Below are 24,996 nucleotides of genomic sequence, written 5' to 3'. Positions count from 1 at the left end.
GTCTTAGCGAGTGTATTGAAAAGGCCCGGAAATATGCCTTCCCAACCACATATTGTCAAATGATTTGTGCAAATAAACACCGCCCCCCGGTGGTGTGTCAGATGGGAGACGGTTAAACTGTCGGCCGATTCTAACAGCATTCTTTTCTTTCCGACAGTTCCAGAGGCCTCGTCTTGAGTAAGAAATTGATCAAATCCGGCATGATTGTGTCCGGAATGACGCTGGCATCCCGTGTGATGGGCTTGGTGCGCGATGTGGTCATCGCCAATTTGCTCGGTGCCGGGGTGGCCGCAGACGTCTTCTTCTTCGCCAATCGCATTCCCAACTTCTTGCGCCGGCTCTTTGCCGAAGGGGCATTCAACCAGGCCTTCGTGCCCGTGATGACGGAGTACAAGAAAAACGGTGACGAGCAGGCGGTTCGCGAGTTGCTGGCGGCGGTGGCGGGCACCCTGGGTGGCATCGTCACCGTGGTCACCTTGCTCGGGGTGCTGGGTTCCAGTGTCCTGACGGCCCTCTTTGGCTGGGGCTGGTTCTGGGACTGGCTGCACGGCGGACCGGCGGCGGAGAAGTTCGAGTTGGCCAGTCTGATGCTCAAGATCACCTTCCCCTATCTCTGGTTCATCACCTTCACCGCCATGGCGGGGGCCATTCTCAATACCTTTGGCCGTTTTGCCGTGTCCTCCTTCACGCCGGTGTTCCTCAACATCACCATGATTGCAGCGGCCTGGTGGATAGCGCCCTTGATGGAGCGCCCCGAGATCTCCCTGGCGATCGGTGTCTTCCTCGGCGGTCTGGTCCAGTTTTTGTTCCAGTACCCTTTTCTGCGCCAGCTCAACATGCTGGTCTGGCCCAAGTGGGGTTGGCACCATCCCGGGGTGGTGAAGATCCGTACCCTGATGATCCCGGCCCTGTTCGGTGTGTCGGTCAGCCAGATCAACCTGCTGATCAACACCATGCTGGCCTCGTTTCTGGCTACCGGTGCCATCAGCTATCTCTATTACTCGGACAGGTTGCTGGAGTTTCCCCTTGGCCTCTTTGCGGTGGCCATCAGCACGGTGATCCTGCCTGCCCTGGCCAGAAAACACGTGGATGCGGATCCGGCGGATTTCTCTCGCACCATGGATTGGGGGGTGCGCATGGTGATGCTGCTCGGCTTGCCAGCCATGGTCGGTATCGCCGTGCTGCGCGAGCCCATACTGCGGGTGCTTTTCATGCGCGGTGAGTTCGGTCTGCACGAGGTTAGCATGTCGAGTGCCAGCCTGCTGGCCTCCACTACGGGGCTGCTCTCCTTGATGCTCATCAAGGTGCTGGCCCCCGGTTATTACGCCCGCCAGGATACCAGGACGCCGGTGCGTATCGGCATCATGGCCATGGTTGCCAACATGGTGTGCAACCTCATCTTCATCTATCCGCTCGGCTACGTGGGGCTGGCGCTGGCCACCGCCTGCTCCGGCACCCTGAACGCCGTACTGCTGTTCAAGGGGCTCTATCAGCAGGATGTTTATCGCCCTTCCCGCAACACCGGGCTGTTCTGCCTCAAGCTCTTGGCGGCAACGGTCTTGATGGGGGGGCTTCTGGCCTATCTGTCACCGGATCTCGCCCAATGGGGGGCCTGGAGCATGGGCAAGGCCAGCCTGGAGTTGACCCTGCTGCTCTGCCTGGGCGGAGCGTTGTATGGCATTGTCCTCTTGGCATTGGGGATCCGGCCACGGCACCTGAGAGCCGGTCAGCAATAAGGAGCCAGCTGCAAGGGAGGGGGACAGTACAGGGGAGATAGGGGAGCGGTCTCAGGGGCTGTCGGGTTGGTCCGCCAACGAGGTGCGATGCTCCTGGCCGAGTCCGAGAAGCGAGCGGGATGGCTAAATCGGGCCAACGGCAGGGCTGACCCTGCCTGCTGCCTGATATATAATCCGCCGATTTCCATGGCAGCAACGCACAAGGCACTGATGGAGCTTATTCGCGGCATTCACAATATCAAGCCCCGTCACCGGGGCTGTGTATTGACCATAGGCAACTTCGATGGGGTTCATCAGGGGCACCACGCGGTGTTGGCCCGTTTGCAGGAGAAGGCCGCCCAACTTGGCCTGCCGGCCTGCGTCATGTTGTTCGAACCCCAGCCGCTGGAGCTGTTTGCGGGCAGTGCCGCGCCCGCCCGCCTCAGCCGCTGGCGGGAGAAGTACGAAGCCCTCAAGGGAATGCAGATCGATCGCATGCTCTGCGTGCGTTTCACCCATCGTTTTGCCGAGCAGGCAGCCAGCACCTTCATCGAGCAACTGCTGGTGGAGAAACTCGGCGTGCACTATCTGGTGGTCGGCGACGATTTTCGCTTCGGCAAGGGGCGGGAAGGGGACTTCCACCTGCTGGAGGCGGCGGGCCAGCGCTTCGGGTTCGAGGTGATCAGCACCCAGAGTTTCCAGCTTTCCCGCCAGCGGGTCAGCAGCACCCTGGTGCGCGAGGCCCTGAAAGCGGGCCGCATGGCGGAGGTGGAGCTGATGCTCGGTCGCCCCTATGCCATCAGCGGCCGGGTGGCCCATGGCGACAAGCTGGGGCGCACCATAGGTTTTCCCACCGCGAATCTGGCCCTCAAACGCCAGGTTGTCCCGGTCGGTGGCGTGTTTGCGGTGGAAGTGATATGTTCCGGCAAGACTTTCCCCGGCGTCGCCAATGTGGGTGTACGTCCGACCTTGAGCGGTACACAAGCCAGATTGGAAGTACATCTATTTGATTTTTCTGGTGATCTATATGGTCAGCAGGTCAAGGTGCTGCTTCGCCACAAGCTGCGCGAAGAGCAGAAATTTGACTCTTTCACCGCCTTGAAAGAGCAGATCGAACGAGATGCCCTGGCGGCCCGAGCCTGGTTCGGGCTGCCACATTTTCATTTACCCAGCACTCTTTTAGAAAAGAAGGGAACCCAGGACTGATGAGCGACTATAAACACACCCTGAATCTGCCGGAAACCGAGTTTCCGATGCGTGGCGATCTGGCCAAACGCGAACCCAACATGCTGAAACGTTGGTACGATCAGGATCTTTACGGCGCCATTCGCCGCGCCAAAGCGGGCAAGCCTTCTTTCATTCTGCACGATGGCCCCCCCTATGCGAACGGCAGCATTCACATCGGTCACTCGGTCAACAAGATCCTCAAAGACATCATCATCAAGTCCAAAGGCCTTTCTGGCTTCGATTCCCCCTATGTACCGGGCTGGGATTGCCACGGTCTGCCTATCGAGCTGAAAGTGGAAGGCATGGTCGGCAAGCCGGGCGAGAAGGTTTCCGCCGCCGAGTTCCGCGCCGAGTGCCGCAAATACGCCAAAACCCAGATCGAAGCGCAGAAGACCGACTTCATCCGTCTGGGCGTGCTGGGTGACTGGGAACACCCCTACCTGACGATGGATTTTGGCACCGAAGCCAACATCATCCGCTCCATGGCCAAGATCGTTGAAAACGGCCACCTGCACAAAGGCTCCAAGCCGGTGCACTGGTGTACCGACTGCGGCTCCGCGCTGGCTGAGGCCGAAGTGGAGTACTACGACAAGAACTCCCCCTCCATCGACGTGCGCTTCAAGGCCGTCGACGAGGCTGCCGTCGCCGCCAAGTTTGATTGCGCCGAAGGCCACACCGGCAAGGGCGTGATCTCTGCCGTGATCTGGACCACCACCCCCTGGACCCTGCCGGCCAACCGCGCCATCGCCATGCACGCCGATCTGGACTACGCCCTGGTGCAGGTGGAGGGCGAGCATCCCGAGCGTCTGATCCTGGCCGCTGAGCTGGTGAAGGATGTGATGGATCGCGCAGGCATCGAGCACTTCCACAACCTGGGTTACGCCAAGGGTGCCGCACTCGAGCTGCTGCGCTTCAACCACCCCTTCTACAGCTTCGACGTGCCTGTGGTGCTGGGTGATCACGTCACCCTGGACGCCGGTACCGGCGCGGTGCACACCGCCCCTGGCCACGGTCAGGAAGACTTCGTAGTCGGTCAGAAGTACGGTCTGGAAGTGGCCAACCCGGTTGGCAGCAACGGCGTCTATCTGCCGGATACCGAACTGTTTGCCGGCCAGCACGTGTTCAAGGCCAACGCAGCGGTTGTCGAGGTGCTGACGGAGCGCGGCGCCCTGCTGCACCACAAGGTGTTCAACCACTCCTATCCGCACTGCTGGCGTCACAAGACCCCGATCATCTTCCGTGCCACCCCCCAGTGGTTCATCAGCATGGAGCAGAAGGGTCTGCGCAAGCGTGCTCTGGAAGAGATCGAGCGTATCGAGAAAGAGGGCATTGCCCAGCACGGTCAGAGCGGCTGGGTGCCGGCCTGGGGCAAGAACCGCATCCAGGCGATGGTCGAGAACCGTCCGGACTGGTGTATCTCCCGTCAGCGTACCTGGGGTGTGCCCATCTCCCTGTTCGTTCACAAGGATACCCAGGCGCTGCACCCGGATTCCGTGCGCCTGATGGAAGAGGTAGCCAAGCGGGTCGAGCAGTCCGGCATCCAGGCCTGGTGGGATCTGGACAAGGCCGAGCTGCTGGGCGCCGATGCCGACAACTACGAGAAGGTGCCCGACACCTTGGACGTCTGGTTTGACTCCGGTTCTACCCACGCCTCCGTGGTGGACGCCCGTCCCGAGTTCAACGGCAAGCCGGCCGACATGTATCTGGAAGGCTCTGACCAGCACCGTGGCTGGTTCATGTCCTCCTTGATGATCGGCGTCGCCATGAAAGACAAGGCCCCCTACAACCAGGTGCTGACTCACGGCTTCACCGTGGATGGTCAGGGCCGCAAGATGTCCAAGTCCATCGGCAACGTGGTCAGCCCGCAGGACGTGATGAACAAGCTGGGGGCCGACATCCTGCGTCTGTGGGTCGCCAGCACCGACTACACCGGCGAGATGACCGTCTCCGACGAGATCCTCAAGCGCTCGGCCGACGCCTATCGTCGTATTCGCAACACCGCCCGCTTCCTGCTGGCCAACCTGAACGGCTTCAATCCAGCGACCGACATGGTGGCACCTGCCGACATGGTGGTGGTGGATCGCTGGGCCGTGGGCCGTGCCAAGGCGGTACAGGCCGAGATCGTGGCAGCGTTCGACGAGTACAACTTCCACGGCGTGACCCAGAAGCTGATGCAGTTCTGCTCCATCGAGATGGGTTCCTTCTATCTGGACGTCATCAAGGACCGTCAGTACACCGCCAAGGCTGACAGCCTGGCCCGTCGCTCCTGCCAGACTGCCCTCTATCATATCGCCGAGGCCATGGTGCGCTGGATGGCGCCCATCATGAGCTTCACCGCCGACGAGATCTGGGCTCTGCTGCCAGGTGAGCGTGGCGAATTCGTTTTCACCGAGGAGTGGTACGACGGCCTGTTCGGGCTGGAAGCGGGCGAAGTGCTGAACGACGAGTTCTGGGCCGAGATCCTCGCCGTGCGCGGTGAAGTGAACAAGGCGCTGGAAGTGGCTCGTGGCGAGAAGCGCATCGGCGGTTCTCTGCAGGCCGAGCTGACTCTGTTCGCCAAGCCTGAGCTGGCCGCGCGTCTGAATGCCCTGGCCGATGAGCTGCGCTTCGTGCTGCTCACCTCCAAGGCCAGGGTGGTCAGCGTCGATGCCGCACCGGCAGACGCGGTGGCGACCGAGCGCGATGACCTGTGGCTCTGCGTGGCCCAGTCTGCCGCCGCCAAGTGCGACCGCTGCTGGCACCATGTGGAAGACGTGGGCACCATTGCGGGTCACGAAGAGATCTGTGGCCGCTGCGTCACCAACGTCGAGGGTGACGGCGAAACGCGTCAATTTGCCTGATGAACATGACTCAACATAAAAGCGGCCTGCGTTGGCTGTGGCTGGCAGTGCTGGCCTTCGTACTGGACCAGGCGAGCAAGCTCGCCGTGGTCAAACTGCTGCCGTTTGGCTACCCGGGGGTGGAGATCACCCCCTTCTTCAACCTGGTCCATGTCTACAACAAGGGCGCTGCTTTCAGCTTCCTGGCGGATCAGGGGGGCTGGCAGCGCTGGTTCTTCGCCGTGCTGGCGTTCGCCATCTGCGGCCTGCTGATCCACTGGCTGCGCAAGCAGTCGGTCACCCAGCGCTGGAGCGGTATCGCCTACAGCCTGATCATCGGCGGGGCGCTCGGCAACGTGTTTGACCGGCTGGTGCTGGGTCATGTGGTCGACTTCCTCGACTTCTATTGGCAGCGCGCCCATTGGCCGGCGTTCAACCTGGCTGACAGCTTCATCTTCATCGGTGCCGCCATGATCGTGCTGGACGGCTTCCGTGGCGAGAAAAAACAGGACGCGACCTCATGAGCCAGCTAATTGTTGCGGACAGCAGCGTGCTGTTCCATTTCTCTATCAAACTGGAAGATGGCTCGGTGGCCGACAGCACGGCGCTGCACGGCAAGCCTGCCCGTCTGCGGATGGGAGACGGCAGCCTGACGCCGAGCTTCGAGCAATGCCTGCTGGGGCTGCGCGAAGGGGAGAGCAAGAGCTTTACCCTGGCGCCGGAAGAGGCGTTCGGCCTTTCCAATCCCGACAACATCTACCATCTCGATCGCGCCAAATTCGGTAACGAAGTTGAGCCCAAGGTGGGTACCATCATTCTGTTTGACCAGCCCAACGGCAGCGAACTGCCCGGGATCATCCGGGCGGTGGAAGGGATGTCGGTTACGGTCGATTTCAACCACCCCCTGGCCGGTCACACCGTCACCTTCGAGGTGGAGATCCTGGGAGTTGATGACGAGGAGAAGGTGCACTGATGGATATTCTGCTGGCTAACCCCCGTGGCTTCTGTGCCGGTGTCGACCGGGCCATCAGCATCGTCGAGAGCGCGCTGGAGAAGTTCGGTGCCCCCATCTATGTCCGCCATGAGGTGGTGCACAACCGCTACGTGGTGAACAAGCTCAAGGAGGCGGGCGCCGTCTTCGTGGAGGAGCTGGATGAGGTGCCGGATGACAGCATCGTCATCTTCTCTGCCCACGGTGTCGCCAAGGTCGTGCGCGAGATGGCCAAATCCCGCGCCCTCAAGGTGTTCGATGCCACCTGTCCGCTGGTGACCAAGGTGCACATGGAGGTCCATCGCGCCAGTCGCAAGGGCTCCGAAGCCGTGCTCATCGGCCATGCCGGCCACCCCGAGGTGATCGGCACCATGGGACAGTACGAGAACAGTGAGGGGGGCATGTATCTGGTGGAGACGCCGGAAGATGTGGCCAAACTCAAAGTGAAGAACCCGGACGATCTCTGTTTCGTCACCCAGACCACCCTGAGCGTGGACGAGACCTCGGATGTCATCGATGCGTTGCGTGCGCACTTCCCCAAGATCCAGGGGCCGCGCAAGGATGACATCTGCTATGCCACCCAGAACCGCCAGGATGCGGTGCGGGAGATGGCCGGGCTGGTGGACGCCATGCTGGTGGTGGGGTCGCGCAACTCTTCCAACTCCAACCGTCTGCGGGAGCTGGCCGAGAAGGTGGGCGCCAAGGCCTACCTCATCGACGATGCCTCCATGATTGAGCCGCAATGGCTGGACGGGGTTGTCCGTATCGGGGTCACGGCGGGTGCGTCAGCCCCCGATGTGCTGGTTCAGAATGTCATTGCTCGTCTGCGCGAGCTGGGAGGCAAGATAGTGACCGAGCATCCTGGCCGAGAAGAGAATGTGGTGTTTGAAGTGCCGCCCGAGCTTAGAATTATTTGAATGTGGCCAGGATGGCCTGAGAATAAAGAGTTATGTTCCTGATGCCGGATTTGTCGTTGCGACCAATCCGGCATTAGACTGTCAGGACTACCAGTCACCTAAGGATGGGACATGATTGGGTTCTATCGAGGCTTTTCCCTCATCGAATTGATGATAGTCGTCGCAATCGTGGCGATTCTTGGCACTATTGCCTATCCCTCCTATCAGCGTTACCTGCTGTCCAGCCACCGAATTGATGCCAAAAAAATGCTGTTGGACGCCGCCAACAGACAAGAAACCTATTTTATGGATTTCAATCGGTATACCTCATCCGCAGCCGACTTGAATATCTCGGAGAACTCCGAATCCGGCTTCTATCACCTGGTCATCTCGGCCGGGGTCAATACATACATCCTGTTTGCCACGGCCTCTGGTGCACAGGGGTCAGACAGCGACTGCATCATTTTCTCCATCGACCAGGATGGCACCCGGAGTGCCACCCGGCTCGGGGATACCGTCAACAATGCTTGCTGGGACTAGGCGATGAAACCACTGCGCCATCGACACATAAGGGGATTCAGCCTGCTGGAGGTGCTGATTGCGGCCGTGGTGCTCTCCTTCGGCTTGCTGGGATTGGTTGCCATGCAGGTTACCGCCAAGTTTTCCAGCTACGAAGCGCGTCAGCGCACCATCGCCAACTGGCTGGCCAATGATCTGGTGGAACGCGCCAGGATCAACAAAGACAGCTGGGCTGGTCAGGGAACGACAGTGGTATCCGGCAACGCGATCCTGGATATGCCGAGCTGTGCCAACAACAATGGCACCATGTCGGATTGCAGCAGGACAGAGCGGCAGGCACTGGACCTCTTCTACTGGCAGCAGTCCCTGCTGGGAACCGCAGTATCCGGTGCCGCGTCACCTCTGCAATCTCCGGTCGGCTGCGTGATTCGTGGCGCCAACAACAGTTTGACCATAGGGATCTTCTGGCAGGGGCGGGAGTCTTTGTCCGATGGTGCCGTTGCAGTGGCCGCGGTGCGCAACAGTTGTGGGTTGGGCAATGCGGCAGACAGACAGAGGCGTCAGTTCGTACTGACGACCACACTATGAATGCCCGCGGTTTCACCCTGATTGAATGGTTGATTGCCATGTTGATCGGCGTATTTCTGGTCGGTGGCGGCTTGAGCATCTTCGTGGCTTCCCGCGCCACCACCGAAGATGCTTTTGATCAGAGTGAGTTGCAGGAAAATGGCCGTATCGCCATGCGTCTGCTCACCCAGGATCTGAAATGGGCCGGCTTCTGGGGGGATTATACGGGGTCTCCAATGACTAAAGACTTGGGGATAACCTTAAGTAGCGGGACTACTGTAGCAAAAGATTGTTTAGATGACTTAGATCGTGGCAGTTTTCCAACTAGTACAGGTTCACTACGTTCATTCTGGGTTGCGCATATAGATGGAAATAGAACCGTGATAGGAGGGGGGCTCGACTGCATTGATGTCGGTGACCGTATAGCCAATTCAGACGTTGTGAGTATCAAGCGATTAGTTGGAAACTCTTTGGAATCTAAAGATCTAGTGACTACACGCTTTTATCTTGCAACTACAACACAGTCAGCCTACCTATTCAAAAAGGGGGAGGCCATCCCCGGCACCATGATAAACCCGCAGTTGTGGGAATATCAGCATTTTATTTACTACCTATCTCCTAATTCAAAAAATGGCAACCCTGAGCTGCGTAAGCGATATTTAACGCCTGGGGGTGGTTCTTTATTAATTGGTGGAGCAATGGCCGAAGGAATTGAACAGATGAGAATATTGCTTGGTGTTGATGACAGCTTAGTCCCTGATGGCGAAATTGATCGCTATGTCGCTACCAACAATGTCACAGGGCAGGAGTGGAGTGAGGGGCGAGTCATCGCCGCTAGAGTCTTTGTGCTCGTGCGTTCGTTACAAGTTTCCAGTCGCTATGTCAATAACAACACCTATCAGGTTGGCGATATTCAGGTCCCGGGTAACGGCGATGGTTATCGTCGTTTGCTATTGGAGTCGAGCGTCTCATTACGTAATCCAGCGGTGATTGCAGGAGGAGGGAAATGAAATCCCAGAGCGGTGTGGCTCTGATCATAGCCCTGATCATTCTGGTGCCCCTGACCCTGATTGCCGTGGTGGTGATGCAATCTTCGGGGCAAGACCTCAAGATGGCAGGCTCGTCTGCCAGCTTCCGCCAGGCAGAGCACCGACTCGAAGGCATTATCGAAGCCGCTATACAGAGCAACAACATATCGACGGTGATTGCCGGCATGAGCGACACTCCGGGGGCCAGTGCGGCAATCAGCATCAATAGCAGCAATGCTTCGGCCGCGGTCGCTCTTGCTAATCGCACCGAAACCGTGTGCAAGAGAAAGATTGACGCCAGCAGCAGCAATGTGATTCCTAAGTGCAAGTATGTCGAGCTGCAGGCCAATGTGAATTATGGAAAATATGTTCGCCCGTTGATTTGGATTGCGGGTGTAGAACAACCACTGCTCACCGAATAGGAGCGAAGGATATGTGGTTACGACGACTTGGAGTGATTTTATGCTGGTGTAGCCTTGTGTTTGGCATTACATCGACGAGAGCCGATGACACCGAACTGTTTATATATGACTTTAACAAGGCCGGGGATTTTCGCCCCAAGGTGCTGCTGATATTTGATACATCCGGCAGTATGAAAGAAACAATGCAGGTGAGTGAAGCCTATGATCCCGCAACAATATATCCAGCATTACCTAATGACCCCGACACAAACAATAGCAAAAAGTACATATATTTCTCTTCAAATAGCAGTGTGCCTAGTATTACCAGTTCTGCCCGCTTCCCTGACAGCGTAAATGCATGCGCGACGTCAAAGCCCCCCTTGTCCAATGTAGGGCAGTTTGTTTCAGCTGTTTGGGTTTATAAGGAAACCAATTTTCTTTTTTGGCGATATTGGTCATGGGATTCCATCAGAGGTGAGCAAGAAAAAGATATAAAATTGGTAGATTGTCAACAGGATGTTACGGTAAGGAATACAGCCAATCCCTATAGTGGAACTTTGACAGTAGGGGCTGGTTACCCCATCAGGGGGAACTCTACCGCAACGGCAGCGTATACTGCAGATGTTACCAATGTCTATAATAACAATACAGGCATTACACTGTATTCTTCCAATTATATACGTTGGTATCACGGGCCAGGTAAACCAGTCAGCCAATCAAGGCTGAGTATTGCCAAAAATGCGGTGGCTGAGTTAATTTCATCAACACCTGGTGTGGATTTTGGTTTGGCAGTTTTTAATGAGAATAGCAGTAGAAACACAAATACCAATGGTGGTCGTATTGTCCGTAATATATTAGGAAGTGAAACAATCCTGGGTAATAGTAAGACAGGTGAGCAGGACTTGCTTGATAAAGTCAATGCATTGAATGCGGATGGCAACACGCCGTTGTGCGAGACCTTACAGGAGGCCTATCAATTCTTTGGAGGGATGAGTGTTGTCTACGGTACTCAGGGGGGTAGTTTATCGCCTGCCAGAGATACATCAGCTGAAAAGTCTGATGGTACTTATAAGGCTCCTTATGACAATTGTTCGAACAATGGTTATGTTATTTACATCACCGATGGTGAGCCGACTAGTGATGGTTCCTCTGATAATACTGTGATAGGTCTTATCAACACATTATCTGATAATGACAAGCGGGCTTATGGTACAGCAGTGTCATATGGTTCAGGTAGTAGTCGTGGGTCTAGTTATTTGGCTGCACTGGCTGGCTATATGAAGCACAATGATATTAACAGTACGATGGGTGATAAGCAGACGGTAACTACCTTCACTGTTGGGTTTGGTGATGAAGCCATTACCGGAGCGGGTAATTTGCTGGCCGAAACGGCACGGCGGGGTGGAGGGAAATATTATCCGGCAACCGATGCATCTGCCTTAAGTGATGCGCTGAAAGCATCACTATTGGCAATATTGCGTATCAATGCATCACTGGTGTCACCCGCCATCGCCAGCAATAACTTTGATAGAACACGTAGTAATAACAATATTTATTACGCGATGTTTGAACCAGACGCCGGCCCTAAGTGGAAAGGCAATCTAAAAAAATTAATGCTCTCTTCTGATGGTTATGTGGTGGATGCGAGAGGATTACCGGCAATTAAACCTGATGGTGCTATTATCGATAACGCTCAAACCTTCTGGTCATCGGGCCGCGATGGCAACAAGGTGGCTGAAGGGGGAGCCCAAGAGATGCTGGCGGGGAAAAGCAATCGCAGTCTCTATGTCATCAACAATGCCCAGAACCGCCTCGATCAGCTGACCAAGGCCAATCTGGTGACGCAGGCTGGCAGTGAGGCGGCGCTCATGACCTGGATGCAGGCCAGCAGCACGACCGATTTGGATGCACTGATTAACTGGACCAAGGGGCTGGATGTCGACAACGAAGACTTTGATACCTCAACCCTGAACCGCCGCCATATCATGGGGGATCCCCTGCACTCCCGTCCGTTGGTGCTGAACTATGGCCCACAATCCGGCAGCCCGACGGATGCACCCGACTTGCGGATAGTGTTTGGAACCAATGCCGGTTTCCTTCACATGTTCAAGGACATGGGTAAAACCGTAGACGAGAGCTGGGCCGCCATTCCCTATGAATTTCTGGCGAATCAGCAGGTGCTGCGTGCCAATGCCGAATCCGCTGACCACATTTATGGCGTCGACTCATCTCCCATCGCCCTTATCAAGGATGCCAACCGTAATGGTGTATTGAAAGCCTCGGAAAGCGACTTTGTCTGGGTGTTCACCGGGCTGAGGAGTGGGGGCAAGGCTTATTACGCCTTCGACGTCTCCAGCCCGGATGCGCCGTCACTGAAGTGGAGTCTGAATAGTCAGTCGACCGGTTTTGGCGAATTGGGGCTGACCTGGTCGGTGCCTGAAGTCGCGCTTGTACCGGGAATCAGTGATCCCGTGCTTATTTTTGCTGGCGGTTATGACGTGAACAAGAGCTTGCTGGGATTGGGAGCCAGTGACAGCATGGGCAGAGGGATTTACATCGTCAATGCCAAAACGGGGGCGTTGGTATTCAGTGCAACCCCTTCTGATACTAGCAATCTCCAGGTCACAGAGATAACTGACAGTATGCCTGGGTCGGTTGCAACACTCGACAGTGATGGTGATGGCAAGACCGACCGCATCTATGTTGGAGATACAGGAGGCAATCTTTGGCGCATGGATCTCCCCAGTACCAACAAGTCGGACTGGAGTGTATTCAAATTTGCCAGTCTGGGGTCGGACTCAACGCTGGCAGATGACCGCCGCTTCTTTACACAACCCATAGTAGTGCGCACCATCAACAAGGAAGTGACTCGTTCCGTGGTGGGGGGCAATACGGTCTATTCCTATCAGGATCGCCCCTTCGATGCTGTGCTGATCGGCAGCGGCGATCGCAACCGCCCTTCGTCTGAATCGACCGTCCGCAATGGCTATTTCATGTTGCGTGACTATGATGTCATGCCGCGTGCCACGAATGCGACGGCCAGAGACCCTATCCTGGTATCAGACCTCTACGATGTGACCAATGATCCTTTGTCGGTCCAGACGACAGTCGAAGGCACGCTGGCAATCAAGGCGGGTATTACCAGTGCCAAGGGTTGGGTCAACTGGTTGAACGCGAGGGGAGAGAAGTCTCTGGGGGCCGGGGTGGTCTTGCAGGGCAAGCTCTATTTCACCTCCTTCCTGCCTCAGGTGCAATCGTTCCAGCAATGCACCATTCAGTCTATAGGCGCGGCGCGTCAGTATATGGTGGACATGCACTATGGCAGCTCCTTCCGCTATGTGGTCGATCTCGATGGCAATGAAACTCCAGAACGCTACGTTGAAGTGCAAAACAAGGTGGCAGACGATCTGGTGGTACATGCCGGGGATGATGCCAAAATCCGCATCCTGGGGGGCGGCACCGGGGAAGAGGTCATCCTAAAAGACGAAGGCAATGGTGAGCCTGAGCGGTGTACCAGTGGCGGTGAGTGCGCCCAGGGGGCGGAAGAGGCTGAAATGGACATGTCGCCCAAGAAAATTTACCTCTACGAAGGAGAGGCACAATGAAAACACGCAGCGGGGTGTTGGGTTTGTGCCTCTTGTTATCCGGGTCCGTCTTGGCAGATGACATAAAATGTTATGTCGAGCTGGTTAACGGCCAGAAGGTTGTCCTGCACGGTACTGTGGCAGACAACACGCCAAAGGCGGTGCAGGATAAATTCAAACAAAGAGGATACGAGGTGGATGGTGCGGTACAGCCTGTGAAGAAAATCCTGGAATGCCGCACTGCGGAGGAAAATTTCCAGTCAAAAGAGGGTCAGCAACAGGATGCCCGTCAACTGCGATAGCGAAGGACTTCATTCAGAGGCAGATATTTGCCTGGGTAGATTGGGTGGTGCGGCCGGAGGGAGAGATGACCAGATTTATCTGGGCATTTCCTGAACGACACAGCGTGATGGTGGCATTGGTACCCAGGCTGGTGCCATCAGGGCTGAAGGTAGTGGAAGTTCGATTGTTTGCAGCAGTCAGCGAGTCAGATAGCTGAGGGCTTCTTGCCAGAATCTGCTCACCGTTATTGAAAATGTCATTGCCATTACCGTCGACGAACACGAGGAATTGGGTCGGATTGGCGGTGACACAATTGTCACTGGCATTGGCAAGGCACACAGTGACAGATTGCTGGTTGTCGATGGCTTGGCTACGAGCAAAACGCAGATATTTCAAGAGTGTGCGAGATTCAAATTTCAAGGCATTCTCATTGAGCAGGCTCGACATGGCCGGTGCACCAATACCAAGCAAGATGACCCCCAGACTGACGGCGATCATCAGTTCCAGCAGGGTGAATCCTTTCTCGTCCTTGATCATGGCAATATCTCCCTCGATTAGTTACATCTTATCTCCAGACAGCCAGAACACCAGCGCAAAGCCCAAGTGTTGAGCTGGCACAGCCAGCGCCTTTTCTTTATCATTCCCCATCATTTTCGAATTCAAGATGCATCGCCATGGCAAAAGCCCTCTCTCTGATGCTTGCCCAGTTAAATCTGACGGTAGGCGCCATCGAAGATAACTGTGACAAGGTACTGGCGGCAGCAGCCCTGGCCGAGCAGCAAGGGGCCGATCTGCTGGTTTGCTCCGAGCTGGCCCTAACAGGATACCCGCCTGAGGATCTGCTGTTGCGCGCCGACCTGATGATCCGGGTCGAGGCCGCTCTGTCCCGCATCGCGGCATGGCAGGGACAATGTGCCATTCTGGTGGGCCATCCCTGGCGCGAAGAGGGGGCGCTTTACAATACGGCGTCTCTCTATGAGCGCGGTCAACTGCGGGCACGTTATTTCAAACAGGACTTGCCCAACTACGGGGTGTTCGACGAGAAGCGCTACTTCACTGCGGCGGCCGATACCTGTGTGGTGCCGTTCCGTGGCCATCAGCTGGGTTTGCTCATCTGCGAAGATCTCTGGCAGCCGGGTCCGGCGCTGGCCGCCAAGGCGGCGGGGGCCGAGCTGCTGCTCACCATCAATGCCTCTCCTTATGATCAGGAAAAACCCTGGATCCGCCGCGAGCTGATGGCGGAACGCAGCGATCAGACCGGCCTGCCGCTCATCTACCTCAACCAGGTATGCGGCCAGGACGAGCTGATCTTCGACGGCTGCTCCAAAGTGTTCAACAGCCAGGGCGAGCTGACCCACAAGCTTGCTCCATTTGCCGAAGAGCTGGCGCTGGTGCGCTTTGCCGATGGTCAGCCGGTGAAGGAGCGGGAACCCGCCGCACCGCTGGAGCCGTTGGCCGAGACCTATCAGGCCCTGGTGCTGGCGGTGCGCGACTATGTCACCAAGAACGGTTTTCAGGGCGCCGTGCTGGGCCTCTCCGGTGGTATCGACTCGGCGCTGACCCTGGCCATTGCGGCCGACGCCATCGGGGCGGACAAGGTGCAGGCGGTGATGATGCCGTTCCGCTACACCGCCCAGATGAGCGTGGAGGATGCCAAGGAGCAGGCCGAGCGGATGGGGGTGGAGTTCAACATCATCTCCATCGAACCCATGTTCGAAGGCTTCATGACGCAGCTGGCACCTCTGTTTGAAGGGACCGCCCGCGACACCACCGAAGAGAACCTGCAGGCCCGCTGCCGCGGTGTACTCTTGATGGCGCTGTCCAACAAGCGCCGCCGTATCGTGCTGACCACTGGCAACAAGAGCGAGATGGCCGTGGGATACGCCACGCTGTATGGCGACATGGCGGGTGGCTTTGATGTGCTCAAGGACGTCCCCAAGACCCTGGTCTTCAAGCTGTGCGAATATCGCAACAGCGTGGAGTACGTGATCCCGCAGCGGGTCATCGATCGTCCCCCGTCGGCCGAACTGGCACCGGATCAGGTGGACCAGGACAGCCTGCCCCCCTATGACATTCTGGATGCCATCCTCAAGCGCTACGTGGAAGAGGATGCGTCTGTCGCCGACATGGTGGCGGAAGGTTTCGAAGAGGCGGTGGTACGCAAGGTGATCCGCCTGGTGGATCTCAACGAATACAAGCGCCGTCAGGCCGCCGTCGGCCCCCGCATCACGGCTCGCAACTTTGGTAAGGACCGCCGCTATCCCATCACGTCCGGGTTCGGCAAACAGAACTGGTAAGGAGTCACCATGAAGAAGATTGAAGCCATCATCAAACCGTTCAAGCTGGACGATGTACGCGAGGCCCTGGCCGAGATCGGCATCAACGGCATGACAGTGTCCGAGGTCAAGGGGTTCGGCCGCCAGAAGGGCCATACCGAGCTCTATCGCGGTGCCGAGTACATGGTCGACTTCCTGCCCAAGGTCAAGGTGGAGCTGGTGGTGCAGGACGAGGATCTCGATGCCTGCCTGGAAGCCATCCAGAACACAGCGCGTACCGGCAAGATCGGTGATGGCAAGATCTTCGTCTGCGAGGTGGAGCGCGTCATTCGTATTCGTACTGGTGAAGAGAACGAAGACGCGATCTGATGTGGTGGATGTGCCCTGTGATGAACAGCAAGAGTCTGTCGTTCTGATGTCGTTGTACCGTATCGGGGTCGTGGCGGTGTGCCTGATGGCGCTCACCGCGTGCAGTACCCGGCCGCCGGCCCAGCCGGAAAACCTGTGCCAGATCTTTCGGGAGAAACCCGAGTGGCACGAGGCGGCGCTCAAGATGAACGAGAAGTGGGGGACACCTGTCCAGGTAGTGATGGCCATGATGTACCAGGAGTCCTCCTTCGTGCATGATGCCCAGCCGCCGATGCAGTATTTCCTCTTCATCCCCACCGGGCGGGCCAGTTCAGCCTACGGCTATGCCCAGGTGAAAGACGAAACCTGGGCCGACTATCAGCGGGAAACCGGCAACGGCTGGAGCGATCGCGACGACTTTGCCGACGCCATCGATTTCATGGGCTGGTACACTCACAAGGCACAGCGGCTCAACGGCACGTCCAAGTGGGATGCCTATGGCCAGTATCTCAATTATCACGAAGGCTGGGGGGGCTACCGACGTGGCAGCTACCGCAGCAAGGGATGGCTGATGAAGGTCTCCCGCAAGGTGGAGGCCCGTGCCCAGCGCTACGGTGCCCAGTATCGACAATGCAAGGATCAGCTCTCCAGCGGGGGCTGGTTCTGGTAACCAAATCAGGAGTCAGAAATGCCGTTATTGGACAGTTTTACCGTCGACCATACCCGCATGGCCGCCCCGGCAGTGCGGGTGGCTAAGACCATGCAGACCCCGAACAAGGACACCATCACCGTGTTCGACCTGCGTTTCTGCGTGCCGAACGAGGAGATCCTCTCCGAGCGTGGCATCCATACTCTGGAGCATCTGTTTGCCGGCTTCATGCGTGATCATCTCAATGGGAATGGGGTGGAGATCATCGACATCTCTCCCATGGGTTGCCGCACCGGCTTCTACATGAGCCTGATCGGTGCGCCGGATGAAGCCCGTGTTGGCGCTGCCTGGCAGGCCGCCATGAGCGACGTGCTGACCGTGCAGGATCAGGGCAAGATCCCCGAGCTGAACGAATACCAGTGCGGTACTTACAGCATGCATTCGCTGGAAGAGGCCCATGCCATCGCCCGCCATGTGCTGGAGCGCGGTATCGGTGTCAACCACAATGACGAGCTGGCCCTGCCGGAAGAGAAGCTGAAAAGCCTCTGATCCCGAGAAGGGAAGCATGAAAAAGGCCGGTCAATGACCGGCCTTTTTGCATCTGGTGGGATCAGGAGGGCAGTGGCATCACCCGATTGCGTCCCAGTTCCTTGGCCTTGTAGAGCAGCTTGTCGGTACGCTCGATCAGGGTGTCTGCCGTCTCCTGGGGGATGTATTCCCCCACACCGAACGAGGCGGTGATGTGATCGATGCGTCGCCCGGATTTGCGATCCAGAATCGACATCCGCTCGATGACGCGACGCAGGCTCTCGGCCATCTGGCGGGTCAGTGCCAGGGCGCGGTTTGGCACCAAGAGGGCAAACTCCTCACCCCCCAGGCGATAGGCGGTTATGCCCTCCTTGCTGGCCTCTCGCAGCCGCTTGCCGACGATGCGCAGCACCTGGTCCCCCAGCAGATGTCCATATTCGTCGTTGAAGTTCTTGAAGCGATCGATATCGGTCAGGATCAGGGAGAAGGGCTGCTTGCTGCGGATGAGGCTGTCCATCTCGAGATCGAAGGCGCGTCGATTGAGCAGAGACGTGAGCGGGTCCTCGGTGGCCAGCTTCCTCGTCTCGTTCAGGGCCTGTTTCAGCTCCTTTATCTCTTTCTCGGCGCTGCTGAGCTGGTTGCGAAAGTGGAGGGTGGACATGCGTACGTCACGCGACTCGCGCACGAGATCCCGCAGTATCCCCATGGTGTCTTCCAGGCTGAGCCCCTCGTCGTCTATCTTGCTCAGCTTGTCGAAACTCTTGTCGAGCATCTCCTGAAACAGCCCGGTATCGGAGATGGCATCCTGCATCGAGTGACTCAGCTCGCTGGCCATGGCGGCCAGATTGAGTTTCATCGCCTCCATCTGCTGCTCGTCCTGGGCCGCAAGGTGCTGGTGGTAGAGCCGCTCGCAGGTGGTCAGGGAGAAGGTCCCCTGCTGTTTTATCGCCTGATCGACGGCATGGTTGAGTTCGGGCATGTCGCCGGAGACATAGCTGTACCAAAGGTGATAGTTGTTCGGCGTGGTGGGAATTTGATACTTGATCATCAGGGGAACCGCCTGTTTCAAATAGGCGGCAGATTGGGCGAACGAGTCCTTGCTCATGAGTTCCGAGTCTCACATACCTGCAAACTGTGTCCAGTATGACAGAGAGAATGGCCAAAAGGCAGTCGATGGATGCCATTAGCTCCCCCCTCCGATATAATGTCTGCGTTATTACCTACCCTAAGGCCTGCTTATGTCTCAAAAAGATCCTTTCCTCCAACGCGAGGCCGAAAAATACGAAAACCCCATCGCCAGTCGCGAGATGCTGCTGGAGCTCATCAAGGGCCATGAGAAACCCATGTCCCGGGAAGAGCTGGCCAAGGTCCTCAAGCTGACCGATGAAGAGCCGTTGGAAGCCTTGCGACGTCGTCTGCGCGCCATGGAGCGCGACGGGCAGCTCGTGTTCACCCGCAACCAATGTTACGCCCTGCCGGATCGCCTGAATCTGGTCAAAGGCTATGTGCTTGGCCACAAAGATGGATTCGGTTTTCTGCGCCCCGAGGGTGGTGGAGCGGATCTCTTCCTGAACAACCGCGAGATGCAGCGCCTGATGCATGGCGACTATGCCCTGGTGCAGCCGACCGAGATCGATCGCAAGGGTCGTCAGGAAGCGCGTCTGGTGCGCCTGCTCAAATCCCGCGAGGCGGACATCGTCGGTCGTTACTTCGTCGAGAACGGCGTCGGTTTTGTGGTACCCGATGACAGCCGCATCGGCCAGGACATCATCATCCCGGAAGGGGAGAACAAGGGGGCTCGCCAGAGCCAGGTCGTGGTCGTGCGCATCAACCAGCGCGCCACTGCCCGCTTCAATGCGGTCGGTACCGTCTTGGAAGTCCTGGGTGAGAACATGGCTCCCGGTATGGAGATCGAGATCGCCCTGCGTACCCACGGCATTCCGCACACCTGGCCGGAAGAGGTGACCAAAGAGGTCGCCGGTCTCGGCGAGCAGGTGCCGGAGAAGGCCAAAGAGGGTCGCATCGACCTGCGCGCCCTGCCGCTGGTGACCATCGACGGGGAAGATGCCCGTGACTTCGATGACGCCGTCTTCTGTGAAGCCAAGCGCGGAGGCGGCTGGCGCCTGTGGGTCGCTATTGCCGACGTTTCTGCCTATGTGAAACCGGGCACGGCCCTCGACACCGAAGCCTATCAGCGCGGCAACTCGGTCTATTTCCCCGAGTTCGTGGTGCCCATGCTGCCGGAGGTGCTCTCCAACGGTCTGTGTTCCCTGAACCCGCAGGTCGACCGGCTCTGCATGGTGTGCGAGATGACCATCTCCGCCGCCGGTCGCATGTCCGGCTACAAGTTCTACGAAGCGGTAATGAACTCCCACGCTCGCCTGACCTACACCAAGGTAGCGGCGATCCTGGACGGGGATCCCAAGCTGCGTCAGCAGTATGATCCGCTGGTGGGCCACATCGAGGAGCTGAGCAACCTCTACAAGGCGCTCAAGCATGCTCGCCATCAACGCGGTGCGGTGGAGTTCGAAAGCGAGGAGACCCGCTTTATCTTCAACGCCCAGCGCAAGATCGACCGTATCGTACCGCTGGTGCGCAATGACGCCCACAAGATCATCGAAGAGTGCATGATCCAGGCGAACGTGGCGGCCGCCCGCTACATCGAGAAGAACGAGGCCGCCGCCCTGTTCCGGGTGCACGACCGCCCGGGCGAGGAGCGTCTCACCGGCTTCCGTGACTTCCTGGCCGAACTGGGTCTGGAGCTCAAGGGGGGCCTGGAGCCCGAGCCGAAGGACTTTGCCGACCTGGCCGCCAAATTCGAAGGGCGCCCGGATGCGGAACTGCTCTCCACCATGCTGCTGCGCTCCATGCGTCAGGCCATCTATCAGGCCGACAACATCGGTCACTTCGGCTTGGCCCTGAAGTCCTACGCTCACTTCACCTCGCCGATCCGTCGCTACCCGGATCTCATCCTGCACCGGGCGATCAAGTATCAGACCGCCAAGGAGCAGCAGGGCAACCTGCGCCACAAGTGGACCCCGAGCGGTGGCTACCACTACCAGCTGGAAGAAGTGGACCCGATGGGCGAGCACTGCTCCATGACGGAGCGCCGTGCCGATGATGCCACCCGCGACGTGGCAGACTGGCTCAAGTGCGAGTACATGCTGGATCACGTGGGTGACGAGTTTGACGGCGTCATCGCCAGCGTCACCGGTTTTGGCTTCTTCGTGCGTCTGGCGGAGATCCACATCGACGGTCTGGTGCACGTCAGCACCCTCACCAACGACTACTACCAGTTCGACCCGCTGCACCAGCAGCTGATCGGCGAGAACTTCCGCCGTCGCTATCGTCTGGGTGACAAGGTGCGGGTCAAGGTGATGGGCGTGAATCTGGACGATCGCAAGATCGACTTCGTGATGGTGGAAGAGCCCCTCAAGGCCACCGGCAAGAATGCCAAGGAGATGGCGCGCAAGCAGGCCGAGATCAAGAAAGAGAAGGCCAAGAGCGCCCAGCGCCACGAGAAACGCAAAGAGGGCAAGGAGAGCGGCAAATCCGACAAGGGTGGCCGTGCCAAGCCCAGCAACAGACGACCGAGCAAAAAGGCTCGCGACAAGGCCAAGAGCACTAAATGAGTACTGAACTGATCTACGGCATTCACGCCGTCTCCGCGCTGCTCGAGCGCACCCCCGAGCGCTTCATCGAGGTATGGGCTCTCAAGGGCCGCGATGACGAGCGGCTGCATCCCCTGCTGGCCGAGCTGGAGTCCCTCGGTATCAGGGTGCAGAGCGTGAACCGCAAGACGCTGGATGACAAGGCGGAAGGCAACAATCACCAGGGCATCATGGCCAAGGTGATTGAAGCGCCCAAGCTGGCCGAGCACGATCTGGCCAGCCTGCTGGACGGTCTGGCGGCGAAAGAGACAGCGCCCTTCCTGCTGGTACTGGACGGGGTGACCGATCCGCACAATCTCGGCGCCTGTCTGCGCAGTGCCGATGCGGCCGGGGTGCATGCGGTGATCGTGCCGCGGGACAAGGCCACAGGCCTCACATCCGTGGTGCGCAAGGTCGCCTGTGGCGCCGCCGAAGTGGTGCCGCTCATCCAGGTCACCAACCTGGCCCGCAGCCTGCGCGAGCTGCAGGAGCGCGGCGTCTGGATCGTGGGTACCGCCGGCGAGGCGGATCACGATCTTTATCAGGCCAAACTCACCGGCCCCATGGCGCTGGTGATGGGGGCCGAAGGCAAGGGGATGCGCCGCCTGACCCGCGAGCACTGCGACGAGCTGGTGAGCATCCCGATGGCGGGGGCAGTATCCAGCCTCAACGTCTCGGTGGCGAGCGGTGTCTGCCTGTTCGAAGCCGTGCGCCAGCGCCGCGTCTGACAAGACGATGACCGACAGACCCCCCTTTGTCTGGGAACGGGTTGCAGATGAGCAGGAGGCCGAGCGCCTCCTCTCTTTTGTCCGCTCCCTGACCTTGCCCCCTCGCACCTGCCTCTGGCATGCCGGCGACAGTCCGGCGCTGCTGGTCAGGGTGGAGGAGGGGTTGCTGCGGGCTAGGGTGGTGCTGGCGGATGGCCGCGAGTACATCAAGGAGTTCTATTGGGAGGGGGACGAGTTTATCGACTTCCACCACCTGCTCAGTGGTGAGCCCGCCCGCTACAGCGTGGAGGCGCTGGAGCCTTGCCGGCTGCAGCTTCTTCCGCTGGCGGATCTGCGCCGACTCCCTTGCTGGCCCGCCTGGTATCACCATCTCCTTGAAGTACAACTGCGCATCAAGGAGGAGAAAGAGCTGTTGCTGCTGACCGGGGGCCCAGAGGCGCGCTATCAGCATTTTCTGCGAAGCTTCCCCGCGCTGGATGCCAGGGTCCCGGATCACCAGATTGCCGCCTATCTGGGGATCACCCCCATCAGCCTGAGCCGCATCCGCAGGCGGCTGAAAACGCGCGATCAGGGTTGAGCCAGAAGGGATTGCCGATGAACCAGGGCAGAGATCGGCTCTTTGCCGGCCATGTCCGCATTGGATGAGAAGGGGGGCAACTTAACCAAGGTTAATGCCCCTCGTCGGGAGCAAGATTATGCTGTCAGACCCCATTAAACAGGAGTCATTCATGAACTGGAGTATGAAATCCTGGTCCGAGCTGACCACGGATGAATTGTATGAGCTGCTTGCCCTGCGCGCCGAGGTGTTCGTGGTGGAGCAGACCTGTCCCTTCCAGGATCTGGACGGGCTGGATCGCCGTGACGGCGTGTTGCATCTGCTCGGTCGTGAGGGGGATCACCTGGCGGCCTATGCCCGCATCATGGCGCCCGGCATTGGTGATGGCAGCGGCGCTGCCATCGGCCGCGTGGTCACCTCTCCCACGTCGCGGGGGGGCGGACTGGGTCACCGCCTGCTGGCGCAAGCGGTCAGAGAGTGCGAGGCACGCTGGCCTGCACACAGCATCTGGCTCGGTGCACAGGCCCACCTGCAAGGTTTTTACGGCCAGCATGGTTTCGTGGCCGAAGGGGAAGGGTATCTGGAAGATGACATCCCTCACATGGGGATGCGAAGGGAGCCTGCCTGACATCGTCAGGCGCCAGGAAAGGGGCAAGTGGCCCCTCATCCGTGGTGCATCTCATGGTTTTTTGCTACCCCGTGGTCATGTGGTCGTCAGTCCGGGGTGAGATACCGCCGCGCTGATCTGCCTGCGGGCCTCTCTGTCGGGGCACCGCCCCGGTCAGGGCGGTGCGGCATCAGGAGGGCTGGGGTGGTTCAGGGAGTGACCCGGGTGGTGAGGGTAAATCCCTCTTCACTGGAGGCCAGCGTCACCTGAACCTGGCCCAACTCGGTCAGAGTGCCCACATGGGTGCCGCCACAGGGAATGGTGATCTCCCGACCGTCCAGCATGCCATGCCAGTAGCGGGAATCGATGACGGCATCACCGGCCCGGCTACGGCGGATCTCGCCTCCCTCTTTGAGCCAGCGCATCAGCTGCTCGTTGACCTGGAGCGCTATCCTGTCGAGGTCGGTCAGCAGTGCCTCGCTGTTGATTCCCTTTTTCCGAAGGCTCTTGCCGATCCGGTACTGCTCCTTTGATCCTCTGGGCTCGACCCGGGAGTGCTGGATGGCGAGGCGGTCGAAATCCGGCTGCCCGAGAGCGTCAAGCTCGCTCGTCTCCTTTCGCCAATAGGGCGTGAGCGCCCGATTGAGGGCCAGTGCCACCAGGTGGCAGGCGCTGTGGCCCAGGCTCAGGGCATGGCGTGCCTCGGCATCCACTGTCAGTTCCACAGGCGAGCCAATGGCAAGGTGATGGGAACCGGCGAGGGGATGCACCACCACGAAAGCCCACCCATCTGCCCCCCGCTTGACCGGAATCTCCGTATCCACGAACAGCTCGCCCTCGGGACTGATGGCGCCCATGCGGCAGGGGCCCACGGCCGCTTCCCCCCCTTCCCAGCGCACTGTGCCCACGTCACCGGGTTGATCGGGCCAGAGGTGGCTCTGGGGATGAAAGGGGGTGAGGTCGGTGACCAGCAGGGTCGGATCCCCCTGTTTGCAACAGACGACGCTGGCCTGTTCCTGATGGTGGCCCAGTACGAAGCTGGCTCGGGTATGTTCCATGGCAGGGCTCCCGCAACGAGATGATGAGAAGGGAAAGGAGCAGCATACGCGAAAGTGCGAAGAGGCTCATCAACCCGGGTCAATGAGCCTCAAGATGGCGTTAGAGGGTGGTGACCAGCAGATAGGCATTGAGGCCGATCACCAGGGCGACGATGAGGCGCCCCACGGCCTGGGTGACGGGGTGATTGCGATGTGTCCCCATCAGGGCGCGATCACCGGTCAGGATCAGCAGCGGAATAAGGGCGAGGGCGATGCCGAAGCTCAGCACTACCTGGCTCAACACCAGGATTTCAGTGGTGTTGAGGCCCATGGCGATCACCACGAAGGCGGGGGCCATGGTGATGGCTCGGCGCAGCCAGAGCGGGATGGTGAAGCGCACGAAGCCCTGCATCACCACTTGCCCCGCCAGCGTTCCCACCACGGTGGAGGAGATGCCGGAGGCGACCAGGGAGAGGCCGAACAGGGTGGCGGCTGCCGGTCCCAGCAGGGGCGTGAGGGTCTGGTAGGCCGATTCCAGCTCGGCCACCTGCTGGTTGCCGGAGCTGTGGAAGGCGGCAGCCGCCATGG

24 protein-coding genes are annotated in these 24,996 nt (G+C 58.7%); 20 read left to right on the top strand and 4 right to left on the bottom strand.

Features of this window, described 5'->3' with window-relative positions:
* Nucleotides 1-173 precede the first annotated feature (173 nt).
* From murJ to AACR77_RS21790, 12 genes are all read left to right on the top strand, one after another.
* Nucleotides 174-1,736 (top strand): murein biosynthesis integral membrane protein MurJ, encoded by a 1,563-nt coding sequence (murJ, locus tag AACR77_RS21845; protein WP_042878846.1) that lies wholly within the window; start codon nucleotides 174-176, stop codon nucleotides 1,734-1,736.
* Between the two features lie 210 nt (nucleotides 1,737-1,946).
* Entirely contained in the window at nucleotides 1,947-2,921 is a 975-nt protein-coding gene (ribF, locus tag AACR77_RS21840) for a bifunctional riboflavin kinase/FAD synthetase (RefSeq protein WP_042878844.1), read from the top strand.
* Nucleotides 2,921-5,782 carry an isoleucine--tRNA ligase gene (ileS, locus tag AACR77_RS21835; RefSeq protein WP_042878842.1) on the top strand — a complete coding sequence of 954 codons (2,862 nt, stop codon included), beginning with the start codon at nucleotides 2,921-2,923 and terminating at the stop codon, nucleotides 5,780-5,782. The genes ribF and ileS overlap by 1 nt, the downstream gene beginning before the upstream one ends.
* Nucleotides 5,782-6,285 carry a signal peptidase II gene (lspA, locus tag AACR77_RS21830; RefSeq protein ID WP_010673100.1) on the top strand — a complete coding sequence of 168 codons (504 nt, stop codon included), beginning with the start codon at nucleotides 5,782-5,784 and terminating at the stop codon, nucleotides 6,283-6,285. Before ileS ends, lspA begins: the two co-directional genes overlap by 1 nt.
* Nucleotides 6,282-6,734, top strand: a complete 453-nt coding sequence (fkpB, locus tag AACR77_RS21825) for an FKBP-type peptidyl-prolyl cis-trans isomerase (protein WP_010673101.1) — start codon at nucleotides 6,282-6,284, stop codon at nucleotides 6,732-6,734. The genes lspA and fkpB overlap by 4 nt, the downstream gene beginning before the upstream one ends.
* A complete protein-coding gene (ispH, locus tag AACR77_RS21820) occupies nucleotides 6,734-7,669 on the top strand; it encodes a 4-hydroxy-3-methylbut-2-enyl diphosphate reductase (RefSeq protein ID WP_042878840.1) in 936 nt (311 codons plus the stop codon). Before fkpB ends, ispH begins: the two co-directional genes overlap by 1 nt.
* Before the next feature lie 111 nt (nucleotides 7,670-7,780).
* On the top strand, nucleotides 7,781-8,188 hold the full coding sequence (gene tppA, locus AACR77_RS21815; protein WP_039039991.1) for a type IVa pilus pseudopilin TppA: 408 nt from the start codon (nucleotides 7,781-7,783) through the stop codon (nucleotides 8,186-8,188).
* A 3-nt stretch (nucleotides 8,189-8,191) separates the two neighbouring features.
* Nucleotides 8,192-8,755: a type IV pilus modification protein PilV gene (gene pilV / locus AACR77_RS21810; protein WP_042878837.1), complete on the top strand. Its 564-nt coding sequence runs from the start codon at nucleotides 8,192-8,194 to the stop codon at nucleotides 8,753-8,755.
* A complete protein-coding gene (locus AACR77_RS21805; RefSeq protein ID WP_081999332.1) occupies nucleotides 8,752-9,744 on the top strand; it encodes a PilW family protein in 993 nt (330 codons plus the stop codon). The genes pilV and AACR77_RS21805 overlap by 4 nt, the downstream gene beginning before the upstream one ends.
* Complete coding sequence (gene tppD, locus AACR77_RS21800) at nucleotides 9,741-10,184, top strand: type IVa pilus pseudopilin TppD (RefSeq protein WP_042878835.1); 444 nt, start codon at nucleotides 9,741-9,743, stop codon at nucleotides 10,182-10,184. The genes AACR77_RS21805 and tppD overlap by 4 nt, the downstream gene beginning before the upstream one ends.
* An 11-nt stretch (nucleotides 10,185-10,195) precedes the next feature.
* Nucleotides 10,196-13,768: a pilus assembly protein gene (locus AACR77_RS21795; protein WP_081999331.1), complete on the top strand. Its 3,573-nt coding sequence runs from the start codon at nucleotides 10,196-10,198 to the stop codon at nucleotides 13,766-13,768.
* Nucleotides 13,765-14,049, top strand: a complete 285-nt coding sequence (locus AACR77_RS21790; protein ID WP_041210962.1) for a TapY2 family type IVa secretion system protein — start codon at nucleotides 13,765-13,767, stop codon at nucleotides 14,047-14,049. Before AACR77_RS21795 ends, AACR77_RS21790 begins: the two co-directional genes overlap by 4 nt.
* 13 nt (nucleotides 14,050-14,062) lie before the next feature.
* Here AACR77_RS21790 and AACR77_RS21785 read toward each other — a convergent pair whose 3' ends face one another.
* Nucleotides 14,063-14,566, bottom strand: a complete 504-nt coding sequence (locus AACR77_RS21785; RefSeq protein WP_010673109.1) for a GspH/FimT family pseudopilin — start codon at nucleotides 14,564-14,566, stop codon at nucleotides 14,063-14,065.
* Between the two features lie 137 nt (nucleotides 14,567-14,703).
* Here AACR77_RS21785 and AACR77_RS21780 point away from each other — a divergent pair, with 137 nt between their 5' ends.
* The 4 genes from AACR77_RS21780 to luxS are packed head-to-tail and all read left to right on the top strand — an operon-like array spanning nucleotide 14,704 to nucleotide 17,851.
* Nucleotides 14,704-16,326: an NAD+ synthase gene (locus tag AACR77_RS21780; protein ID WP_042878831.1), complete on the top strand. Its 1,623-nt coding sequence runs from the start codon at nucleotides 14,704-14,706 to the stop codon at nucleotides 16,324-16,326.
* 9 nt (nucleotides 16,327-16,335) lie between these two features.
* Entirely contained in the window at nucleotides 16,336-16,674 is a 339-nt protein-coding gene (gene glnB / locus AACR77_RS21775) for a nitrogen regulatory protein P-II (RefSeq protein WP_005308848.1), read from the top strand.
* Nucleotides 16,675-16,720: 46 nt separating this feature from the next.
* Entirely contained in the window at nucleotides 16,721-17,323 is a 603-nt protein-coding gene (locus AACR77_RS21770; protein WP_042878830.1) for a transglycosylase SLT domain-containing protein, read from the top strand.
* 18 nt (nucleotides 17,324-17,341) lie between these two features.
* Nucleotides 17,342-17,851, top strand: coding sequence for an S-ribosylhomocysteine lyase (gene luxS, locus AACR77_RS21765; protein WP_010673112.1), 510 nt, complete (start codon nucleotides 17,342-17,344; stop codon nucleotides 17,849-17,851).
* Between the two features lie 61 nt (nucleotides 17,852-17,912).
* Here luxS and AACR77_RS21760 read toward each other — a convergent pair whose 3' ends face one another.
* The gene (locus AACR77_RS21760) at nucleotides 17,913-18,935 is read right to left on the bottom strand and encodes a GGDEF domain-containing protein (protein WP_041214487.1); all 1,023 of its coding nucleotides are present in this window, start codon (nucleotides 18,933-18,935) and stop codon (nucleotides 17,913-17,915) included.
* Between the two features lie 133 nt (nucleotides 18,936-19,068).
* Between AACR77_RS21760 and rnr the strand changes: the two genes are divergently transcribed.
* From rnr to AACR77_RS21740, 4 genes are all read left to right on the top strand, one after another.
* Nucleotides 19,069-21,462, top strand: a complete 2,394-nt coding sequence (gene rnr / locus AACR77_RS21755; RefSeq protein WP_010673114.1) for a ribonuclease R — start codon at nucleotides 19,069-19,071, stop codon at nucleotides 21,460-21,462.
* A complete protein-coding gene (rlmB, locus tag AACR77_RS21750) occupies nucleotides 21,459-22,208 on the top strand; it encodes a 23S rRNA (guanosine(2251)-2'-O)-methyltransferase RlmB (protein ID WP_042878828.1) in 750 nt (249 codons plus the stop codon). Before rnr ends, rlmB begins: the two co-directional genes overlap by 4 nt.
* Nucleotides 22,209-22,215: 7 nt before the next feature.
* Nucleotides 22,216-22,785 carry a Crp/Fnr family transcriptional regulator gene (locus AACR77_RS21745; protein ID WP_042014880.1) on the top strand — a complete coding sequence of 190 codons (570 nt, stop codon included), beginning with the start codon at nucleotides 22,216-22,218 and terminating at the stop codon, nucleotides 22,783-22,785.
* Between the two features lie 151 nt (nucleotides 22,786-22,936).
* Nucleotides 22,937-23,392, top strand: a complete 456-nt coding sequence (locus AACR77_RS21740) for a GNAT family N-acetyltransferase (RefSeq protein ID WP_042878826.1) — start codon at nucleotides 22,937-22,939, stop codon at nucleotides 23,390-23,392.
* Nucleotides 23,393-23,580: 188 nt separating this feature from the next.
* Here AACR77_RS21740 and AACR77_RS21735 read toward each other — a convergent pair whose 3' ends face one another.
* Both AACR77_RS21735 and AACR77_RS21730 read right to left on the bottom strand, forming a co-directional pair.
* Nucleotides 23,581-24,429, bottom strand: coding sequence for a hypothetical protein (locus AACR77_RS21735; RefSeq protein WP_042878824.1), 849 nt, complete (start codon nucleotides 24,427-24,429; stop codon nucleotides 23,581-23,583).
* A 100-nt stretch (nucleotides 24,430-24,529) separates the two neighbouring features.
* Nucleotides 24,530-24,996, bottom strand: a 467-nt coding sequence (locus AACR77_RS21730) for an Nramp family divalent metal transporter (protein WP_042878822.1), incomplete at its 5' end; no start/stop codon positions are given.

Origin of the sequence: Aeromonas sp. ZOR0002, assembly GCF_963866995.1 — a bacterium.
Taxonomy (GTDB): Bacteria; Pseudomonadota; Gammaproteobacteria; order Enterobacterales; family Aeromonadaceae; genus Aeromonas; species Aeromonas caviae.
Note: the sequence above shows the minus strand (reverse complement) of the source record. Positions and strands in the feature narration are given on the sequence as shown.

Excerpts from the sequence above, each read along its gene's own strand:
- ribF (WP_042878844.1), top strand. The coding sequence starts at position 1,947 with ATGGAGCTTATTCGCGGCATTCACAATATCAAGCCCCGTCACCGGGGC.
- ileS (WP_042878842.1), top strand. The coding sequence starts at position 2,921 with ATGAGCGACTATAAACACACCCTGAATCTGCCGGAAACCGAGTTTCCG.
- lspA (WP_010673100.1), top strand. The coding sequence starts at position 5,782 with ATGAACATGACTCAACATAAAAGCGGCCTGCGTTGGCTGTGGCTGGCA.
- fkpB (WP_010673101.1), top strand. The coding sequence starts at position 6,282 with ATGAGCCAGCTAATTGTTGCGGACAGCAGCGTGCTGTTCCATTTCTCT.
- ispH (WP_042878840.1), top strand. The coding sequence starts at position 6,734 with ATGGATATTCTGCTGGCTAACCCCCGTGGCTTCTGTGCCGGTGTCGAC.
- tppA (WP_039039991.1), top strand. The coding sequence starts at position 7,781 with ATGATTGGGTTCTATCGAGGCTTTTCCCTCATCGAATTGATGATAGTC.
- pilV (WP_042878837.1), top strand. The coding sequence starts at position 8,192 with ATGAAACCACTGCGCCATCGACACATAAGGGGATTCAGCCTGCTGGAG.
- AACR77_RS21805 (WP_081999332.1), top strand. The coding sequence starts at position 8,752 with ATGAATGCCCGCGGTTTCACCCTGATTGAATGGTTGATTGCCATGTTG.
- tppD (WP_042878835.1), top strand. The coding sequence starts at position 9,741 with ATGAAATCCCAGAGCGGTGTGGCTCTGATCATAGCCCTGATCATTCTG.
- AACR77_RS21795 (WP_081999331.1), top strand. The coding sequence starts at position 10,196 with ATGTGGTTACGACGACTTGGAGTGATTTTATGCTGGTGTAGCCTTGTG.
- AACR77_RS21790 (WP_041210962.1), top strand. The coding sequence starts at position 13,765 with ATGAAAACACGCAGCGGGGTGTTGGGTTTGTGCCTCTTGTTATCCGGG.
- AACR77_RS21785 (WP_010673109.1), bottom strand. The coding sequence starts at position 14,566 with ATGATCAAGGACGAGAAAGGATTCACCCTGCTGGAACTGATGATCGCC.
- AACR77_RS21780 (WP_042878831.1), top strand. The coding sequence starts at position 14,704 with ATGGCAAAAGCCCTCTCTCTGATGCTTGCCCAGTTAAATCTGACGGTA.
- glnB (WP_005308848.1), top strand. The coding sequence starts at position 16,336 with ATGAAGAAGATTGAAGCCATCATCAAACCGTTCAAGCTGGACGATGTA.
- AACR77_RS21770 (WP_042878830.1), top strand. The coding sequence starts at position 16,721 with ATGTCGTTGTACCGTATCGGGGTCGTGGCGGTGTGCCTGATGGCGCTC.
- luxS (WP_010673112.1), top strand. The coding sequence starts at position 17,342 with ATGCCGTTATTGGACAGTTTTACCGTCGACCATACCCGCATGGCCGCC.
- AACR77_RS21760 (WP_041214487.1), bottom strand. The coding sequence starts at position 18,935 with ATGAGCAAGGACTCGTTCGCCCAATCTGCCGCCTATTTGAAACAGGCG.
- rnr (WP_010673114.1), top strand. The coding sequence starts at position 19,069 with ATGTCTCAAAAAGATCCTTTCCTCCAACGCGAGGCCGAAAAATACGAA.
- rlmB (WP_042878828.1), top strand. The coding sequence starts at position 21,459 with ATGAGTACTGAACTGATCTACGGCATTCACGCCGTCTCCGCGCTGCTC.
- AACR77_RS21745 (WP_042014880.1), top strand. The coding sequence starts at position 22,216 with ATGACCGACAGACCCCCCTTTGTCTGGGAACGGGTTGCAGATGAGCAG.
- AACR77_RS21740 (WP_042878826.1), top strand. The coding sequence starts at position 22,937 with ATGAACTGGAGTATGAAATCCTGGTCCGAGCTGACCACGGATGAATTG.
- AACR77_RS21735 (WP_042878824.1), bottom strand. The coding sequence starts at position 24,429 with ATGGAACATACCCGAGCCAGCTTCGTACTGGGCCACCATCAGGAACAG.